Below are 6,633 nucleotides of genomic sequence, written 5' to 3' on the forward strand. Positions count from 1 at the left end.
AAGGGCGTGGGCCGGTGGCACCCCAAGGTGGCGTGACATCCGATCCGAACGTCTGCACCACGCTGGTATGCGAGACGGTGTCTCTGGCATTCTGCATCCAGGGGCAAGGGCGTGGGCCGGTGGCACCGCAAACAGCGTACACCTTATATTTCACGTGTCCTGGTCCCTACACAGCTCCTCAAGTGTGCGGTTACACTACACCCCCGGTGTGCGATCCGACGCCCCCGACGATAAGTGGCTGCTGGCAGCGAAGACGATAAATTGAATGCACCGAGCTTAAACAATGTCCTCAATCGGTGTGTCGGTGCCAATAGACATTGATAATGCGGCCCGAGAATTGCTTCGGATCGGTCTGCTCGGGCCGCAGGCAATAATTGAAAGGAACCTAACAGTAGTAGACGTATCTAGGCGTAACCGTAACCTTCGCATTACGCAAAAAGATGGACCGAACTTTTTCCTTAAGCAGACGATGGGGCGGTCGCAAGAAGACGTCCTCTATATAGTTCGTGAAGCCAATTTTTACCGCTTTGTCGAGAGTCTCGACGGAGATTCTGGGATTTCAGCGTTATTCCCGCGCTTGGAGTACATCAATATCGCGGATGGCCTCCTAATTACTGAACTCGTCGATAATGCAGAAACGCTTGGAAGTTATATATCCGGCAATAGCGAGACGATTGAAGAGGCCTTGTTTCTTTTGGGAGAGAAACTCCGGCTGATTTACAGTTCATTCGAAGCGGTAACGTCAACTCATGAAGACAACAACGTTAGAGGGCTCGGCCGTCAACTGCCGTGGATCATGCATGTCCACGAGCCAAGCCCGGAGATCATGTCTACCCTTAGTCCTTCTAACCATGAGGTACTCCGGATTATTCAGGGAGACGGTGATCTATGTATGTCAATCGGGCATGCCAGAACGCTGTGGAGGCCTGAGACAATCATCAGTTCTGACATGAAGCTCGACAATGTTCTGATAACTCGGACTCCCGGCGGATCACACGGTGTCGTATTCGTTGACTGGGAACTCGTTCAAGTTGGAGACGCATGTTGGGATTTATCGGGAATTGTACAGGACCTAATAATATTCTGGATCAACTCTATGCAGCACATGGGTGACGTGGCATCGATGATTTCGACAAATGCGTTTAAGCTAGAGCAGATGCAGCGGTGGATTCGCTCTTTGTGGACGGGGTACTGCTCGTCTGCCGATTTTCCGCCGGGATACGGCGCAGCGGCATTGACTCGTCTGGTCCACTTCACCGCAGTGAGATTGATACAATCGGCCTACGAACGACAGCATACCGCGGTCAGCATGTCGTCCGCGGCGGTTTTAGCCCTGCAGGTAAGCAAGAACATGTTTGCTAATCCAGAGGATGCGCAGGTTCGCCTGCTTGGCCTCTATAATTGGCTTTAGCGGAGATGGCAGACTTCGTGGCTGACGTTACCGAAATTGTTAATTCCGTCTTGGTGACCTCGTCCACAAGCTATTCGCTTGATGGACAGCTGCGAACCTCCGAATCATCAGGACAGAGGGATGCCGCAGGCCTTACAGCGCACATAGCGCGAGATATCTATTGGAATTTTTACTCAAGGCAACTCGCTATCCAACCCGAGCCCGAGCCGGTCTTATCAGATCGCCAATTTGTAGAGGCGCTTTCTCAGGCAAACAGCGGCGTCGGAACATGGGAGCCAGGTTGGAAAATTGTGCAGGTCGCTACGGGAGAAAGGTTTGCGGTATCGAACGGATCCATCCTCTTTTGGGTTTACCGGACAGGGCTGCAAAGTGACACCGATGACCCTGATCTAGATGACCCCTGCCGTGTATGGATCACGAAGGAGAAGCGATATCTCGTGCCAGGGTTTTATTACTTTGTTGGGAATAGCAGTCAAATACGTCGAGATTCCGCTATTCGGAGGATCGTCAGGATCTATTGGAATCTTCATAGTTCCGGCGCAATCTCATGGGTGAGCAAGATCTCCGAAAGCTTCAACAAGGCTGGGATTCCATTTGAGGCAAAGATACTCTCAGACAGCAGAAATTTTAGGCGAGCAGATTCCGCTGTCATTTATATAAATCCTGATGATATTGGACACGTGGCACGGCTGGTGCGAACGATAGCTCAAGACATAGAAGCCTTCGTTCGACCGGAATCTCCAATGTTTACGTTCAAACTTTGTCCGGGCGTAGGTCTGGCGGAGGACCCAGGGGGCGGCGTTAGCTTCGGTCAGTCCCGCTGTAGCGTGGTGGCGGGTGGTTTGGTAAGCGCTTTCAACAAGCAGATCATAGGTATTGGGGCCGTGAGAGACGAAATCACCAGATCATTCGTTGCCGCAGGAATAAGACCGGATGCACCTTATCTGAATCCTGCATCCGCGTTATCGTTGGGGCATATTTAGTAGGTTGTCGGAAGCATGCCCAAAATGACCCTTGATGGAGATGGCGTACGAAGCGCGATCCCGATAGCTATGGCACAAATTGCCGACGCTCTATGCGAGCGGGCTGTATGGAACGAAGCGAGAGACCAATGTAATTGGATGGGGAGTGTCATCTCAGCAGAGCAGCATTCACTATCGGTCACTGCAATCGGGCCTGATCTATACGCGGGCTCAGCAGGAATTGCGCTCGCCTTGGGCGAATGCGCATCAGTGACAGGGTCGGATAGTCAGCGACTCACAGCAATAGGCGGCCTCAATCGGTCATGCGCCAGGTTTGATGAATCGCCGCAGGCCTCAATCGGACTTTACGGTGGCGCGGTGGGAGTCGGGTTCGCTGCAAGGCGCCTGTCCAAGCTGGGAATTATTTCAAATCAGGATGGACTGCTTTTGCGAACGTACGAACGAATTGAGGCTGGACTAAAGCAAAGGTATTTACTCGATATCACTGGAGGAATAGCTGGCACCCTACTGTTCCTTGTCACGGAATGGAAGGATGAGCCAAGTAGCATTGTATCTTCTCTAATTGAGAGATGCGCGGAAGCATTATGTGACGCGGCGTTGTGGACAGAAGACAAATGTGCTTGGTCGGCGCGAGACGCAACAGGGCTCGAATTTATGAAGCCCCTTGGCGGATATTCCCACGGTGCAGCTGGGATCGCCGGAGCGTTGCTAAATGCATATGCGGTGACAGGATCGCAAAGGCTCCTTGACACGGCGAGGGGCGCACTGGCCTACGATGATAGCTTATTCGTGGAATCTGAGCAAAACTGGCGAGATGCTCGATTTGATGGAGGCGGCCCAGATGTTGGCCAAGGAGCGTTTCCAGTGGCTTGGTGTCACGGCGCAGGGGGAATAGCGCTGTCGCGCGTGACGGCCGCCCGAGTTGATCATATTCGCGCAGATAGATATCTCAGGGCCGCAGATATTGCCTATCGCACAACTAAGAGTTTTTTGGATAGAATCCTGTCCTTAGACAGGTACGACTGTACATTGTGTCATGGAATTGCGGGGCTTGCAGACATCCTATTCATATGTGGCCCAGCTCTCCAGGGACGAGCGTATGATGGCAGGGACGTCCAAGAATATATCGATAAACGGCTGAGCAGTGGTGTGCGGCTACCTTCAGGTCTCCCCAGTGGTCGATATCATCCATCATTGTTTCTCGGAGAGGCAGGGATTGCGATTCAGGTGCTACGCCTTGGGAGGAACGGCGAAACCCCATCGGTTCTTGATATATGCGCGGCTTAGGGCAGAAGTCGTGGGAAGATTACCAAAATAGATCTAACGCGAGGTGAAGCGGCTCTCCTCGCTAACGAAGGACCAGTAGGAAGTTGAGGCGTACAACCTCAAGGATATTGAGACAGACTGGGATATCTACGGACGGAAGACGGGGAACTGGTCGCGAGCTCCTGCCATGCTTGCCCGAAATGACAACCACGGTGGCGCGGCGAGAAGGGCAAATCGGCGAAAGATTTGGGATTACGGTGACAGTGCACTAATTTCATTTCGCCTGCCTCGTTTTCCGGGTTTCTCGGTTTTGCCGATTTGCCCGCCATACTCTCGGCCCACGGGTGCATCGAAAACCGCGACGTCGGCGACACGGCAATATTCGATGAGAGTTCTTGTCGAACGCATAGTCTTCGGACGTGAAAACACTTTGGCTCGCCCGTACGGTACTGGGGGATGCGGCAGACCGGGAACGCCGGCAAGGTGCACCATGCGACCGGGGGCGACGGTAAAAAGTGCACTCACCGTAATTCTGATCTATACTCCGGACACCGGCCCGACCGCCTACGGCAAGGCGAAGGGCGGATGAAGTGCTTGATAGAGTTCTCTTTTTAGTCATGGGGCGATGTTAAGATGTTAGCCTCCGACCTGACGAAATTTATCGAGCAGGATCATCTGGCTCTGGATGCCTTCGTAAAGGGCGATCCTGAGCCCTTGAAAAACCTCTACTCGCGACAGGACGACGTCATTATTGCCAATCCCTTTGGCCCGCCGGCGAAGGGATGGAGAAAGGCCGCTGAGACTATGGAACGGGCCGCCACCAATTACCGGCACGGCAAGGCCGTCGGCTTTGAGCGCATCTCGGAGTATGCGACAGCCGATTTGGGATACATAATCGAGGTCGAGCGGTTCCAATCCAAGGTCGGGGGTGGCAACAAACTGGTGCCGATTGCGCTTCGCGTCACCACCATATTCCGGCGCGAGGAAGGCGCGTGGAGGATCGTCCTTCGTCATGCCGATCCGATAAGCTCGGCACGCTCGCCGACGTCCATTGTCGGGGAGTAGAAGGGTTGCCGAAGAGGTAGGAACTACGGTGACAGTGCACTATTTCTTTTCGCCGCCTGCCTTGTTTTCCGATGCTCACGGCTTTGCCGGTTTCCTCGGCGATGCTCTCGGCACCGCGGGTGCATCGAAAACCGCGACATCGGCGACGCGGCAATAGTCGATGAGCAGTTCTTGTGGAACACATGGTCTTCGGACGTGAAAACACTTTGGCTCGCCCGGACGGTGCTGGGTAATACGGCAGACCGGGAACGCGGGCGAGGTGCACCATGCGGCGGGGGCGACATGGTAAAAAGTGCACCGTTGCCGTAGTTCCTTCCGTAATTTTCTTTAATTCCCTATCACCGGATTCTTGTTGAAAAGTGCACTGTCTCCCGTACTTGTTAAGAGAGATCACAATTTCAGGTGTTATGGATGTTTGACTGCCTTTAAAATATTTGTAAAACTGGAGGAACACATGTAAAAAGGGAGGGATTATGTTAGACGAGAATGTCGCTAAAATTGTTTTCGCGATCGGGAAGAACGGCCCTGGAGGTATAGTTCCACTCGGCACGGGATTTGCAATTGGAAAAAATATTCTGGCCACTGCTGCTCATGTTGTTGGAGTGGAGGCCGTGGACTTGGTAGCTGTTGTTTCTGTTCAGACGTTATATAATTATCAAGATACTACGATTAATCAAGTTCACAACTTTCCCGTTTCTGTTAAGGAGCACGACGCCATTCGAGATATATCAATTTTAGAAGCGAATAGTAATGTGCTTCCATTTGTCGACAAGTTAGTTGGAACAGACTCTGTAAGTGCAAGTTCATCGGTTATAAGTCTCGGATTTCCACATTTGAATTTTGGACGTCTAGTATTAACTGCCCACCAATCGAACATCGGAGCAAGGGTTATACTCGGCGCTGGCGGCATAAAAACCAAGCACGCAATTCTGAACACTCAGACGCGCCCGGGGCAATCTGGTGGGCCCGTATTCCGGGCCGGCACGCTTGATATCATCGCAATGATAATGGGAAGCTATGTGCCAGGGATGGCCCAAGGATCTATATCGCTTGGCGGGATCGATCCTCAAACGCTCCATCAGACAACTCATGCAATTTCGTCTGAGTATATTCTGGACATGATTAAATGACGAGCTTCGACGATATTGACAGCAATCCATCGTGGATTTCGAGCCTGAAGGCATATCAGGCAGAGCCGATTCTTAAGATGGAATCTGAAGGGTCGGACCTTGAGGAGATCGCTTTGCGACTTCTTTCGAAGACCGGATCAGAAAACACAGCACCTTTTGGGACGGGCGACGCACCAAAGAATTACTACGAGGCTTTGAAGGCCGAATTTAAAGAGTTTATGTGTGGCGGAGATCGATACGAAACGCTCCGTAAAGAGATCGCCAAGCAATGGGACAAGGGGAAATTGCATGTGATGATGACCATCTCTGCTGCCATCGCGACCTATCTCGGGCTAGGGCCAGCAATTGTTCTCCCAATAGTGGCAATCCTTCTTACGGTCGTCGCCAAGATGGGAAGAAATGCATGGTGTTCTGCGAATGGGGCAGCTGCCTAAGCGCACCAATCACATTGCCGTTACCTAAACGACTGGTTTGTTACGAAAATGGCTGGGGAACCTGGATTCGAACCAGGACTAACGGAGTCAGAGTCCGTGGGTCTACCGTTAACCTATTCCCCAGCAGGCGCGGTTGGAGAAAACCGCGTGGGCAGGGCGACGATGTCGCCGCGCGTGCCTTGTAGCCGCCGCCGGAAAATAGTCAACCCTGCGCTAGCATTTCAGTCGGCGCGATTGCTTCGTAAGCGCCAAGCTGACCCCATCTGGCGCGGCTTGAGGTGATGAGCGAGACATACTGACACTGAAGCAAGGAGCCGAGGAGCTTGCAGTGTCAATTTCTATGT

The 6,633-nt window shown here is 52.5% G+C and carries 7 protein-coding genes and 1 tRNA gene; 7 read left to right on the forward strand and 1 reads right to left on the reverse strand.

The window, feature by feature from the left end:
* Positions 1–283 precede the first annotated feature (283 nt).
* From NKH89_RS35460 to NKH89_RS35490, 7 genes are all read left to right on the forward strand, one after another.
* Positions 284–1,411 (forward strand): hypothetical protein, encoded by a 1,128-nt coding sequence (locus tag NKH89_RS35460; RefSeq protein ID WP_352911986.1) that lies wholly within the window; start codon positions 284–286, stop codon positions 1,409–1,411.
* A 17-nt stretch (positions 1,412–1,428) separates the two neighbouring features.
* Positions 1,429–2,394, forward strand: coding sequence for a T3SS effector HopA1 family protein (locus NKH89_RS35465; RefSeq protein WP_352911989.1), 966 nt, complete (start codon positions 1,429–1,431; stop codon positions 2,392–2,394).
* A 138-nt stretch (positions 2,395–2,532) separates the two neighbouring features.
* Positions 2,533–3,681, forward strand: a complete 1,149-nt coding sequence (locus NKH89_RS35470; RefSeq protein ID WP_352912004.1) for a lanthionine synthetase LanC family protein — start codon at positions 2,533–2,535, stop codon at positions 3,679–3,681.
* 612 nt (positions 3,682–4,293) lie between these two features.
* Positions 4,294–4,725 carry a YybH family protein gene (locus NKH89_RS35475; RefSeq protein WP_352911992.1) on the forward strand — a complete coding sequence of 144 codons (432 nt, stop codon included), beginning with the start codon at positions 4,294–4,296 and terminating at the stop codon, positions 4,723–4,725.
* Positions 4,726–4,753: 28 nt separating this feature from the next.
* Positions 4,754–4,882 (forward strand): hypothetical protein, encoded by a 129-nt coding sequence (locus tag NKH89_RS35480; protein ID WP_352911995.1) that lies wholly within the window; start codon positions 4,754–4,756, stop codon positions 4,880–4,882.
* 316 nt (positions 4,883–5,198) lie between these two features.
* Entirely contained in the window at positions 5,199–5,855 is a 657-nt protein-coding gene (locus tag NKH89_RS35485; RefSeq protein ID WP_352911998.1) for a trypsin-like peptidase domain-containing protein, read from the forward strand.
* On the forward strand, positions 5,852–6,289 hold the full coding sequence (locus NKH89_RS35490; protein ID WP_352912001.1) for a hypothetical protein: 438 nt from the start codon (positions 5,852–5,854) through the stop codon (positions 6,287–6,289). Before NKH89_RS35485 ends, NKH89_RS35490 begins: the two co-directional genes overlap by 4 nt.
* A gap of 49 nt (positions 6,290–6,338) precedes the next feature.
* Here NKH89_RS35490 and NKH89_RS35495 read toward each other — a convergent pair.
* Positions 6,339–6,412 (reverse strand) — tRNA-Gln (locus NKH89_RS35495).
* Between the last annotated feature and the right edge of the window lie 221 nt (positions 6,413–6,633).

The sequence above is a fragment of the Mesorhizobium sp. M0923 genome (assembly GCF_040319365.1).
Classification (GTDB): domain Bacteria; phylum Pseudomonadota; class Alphaproteobacteria; order Rhizobiales; family Rhizobiaceae; genus Mesorhizobium.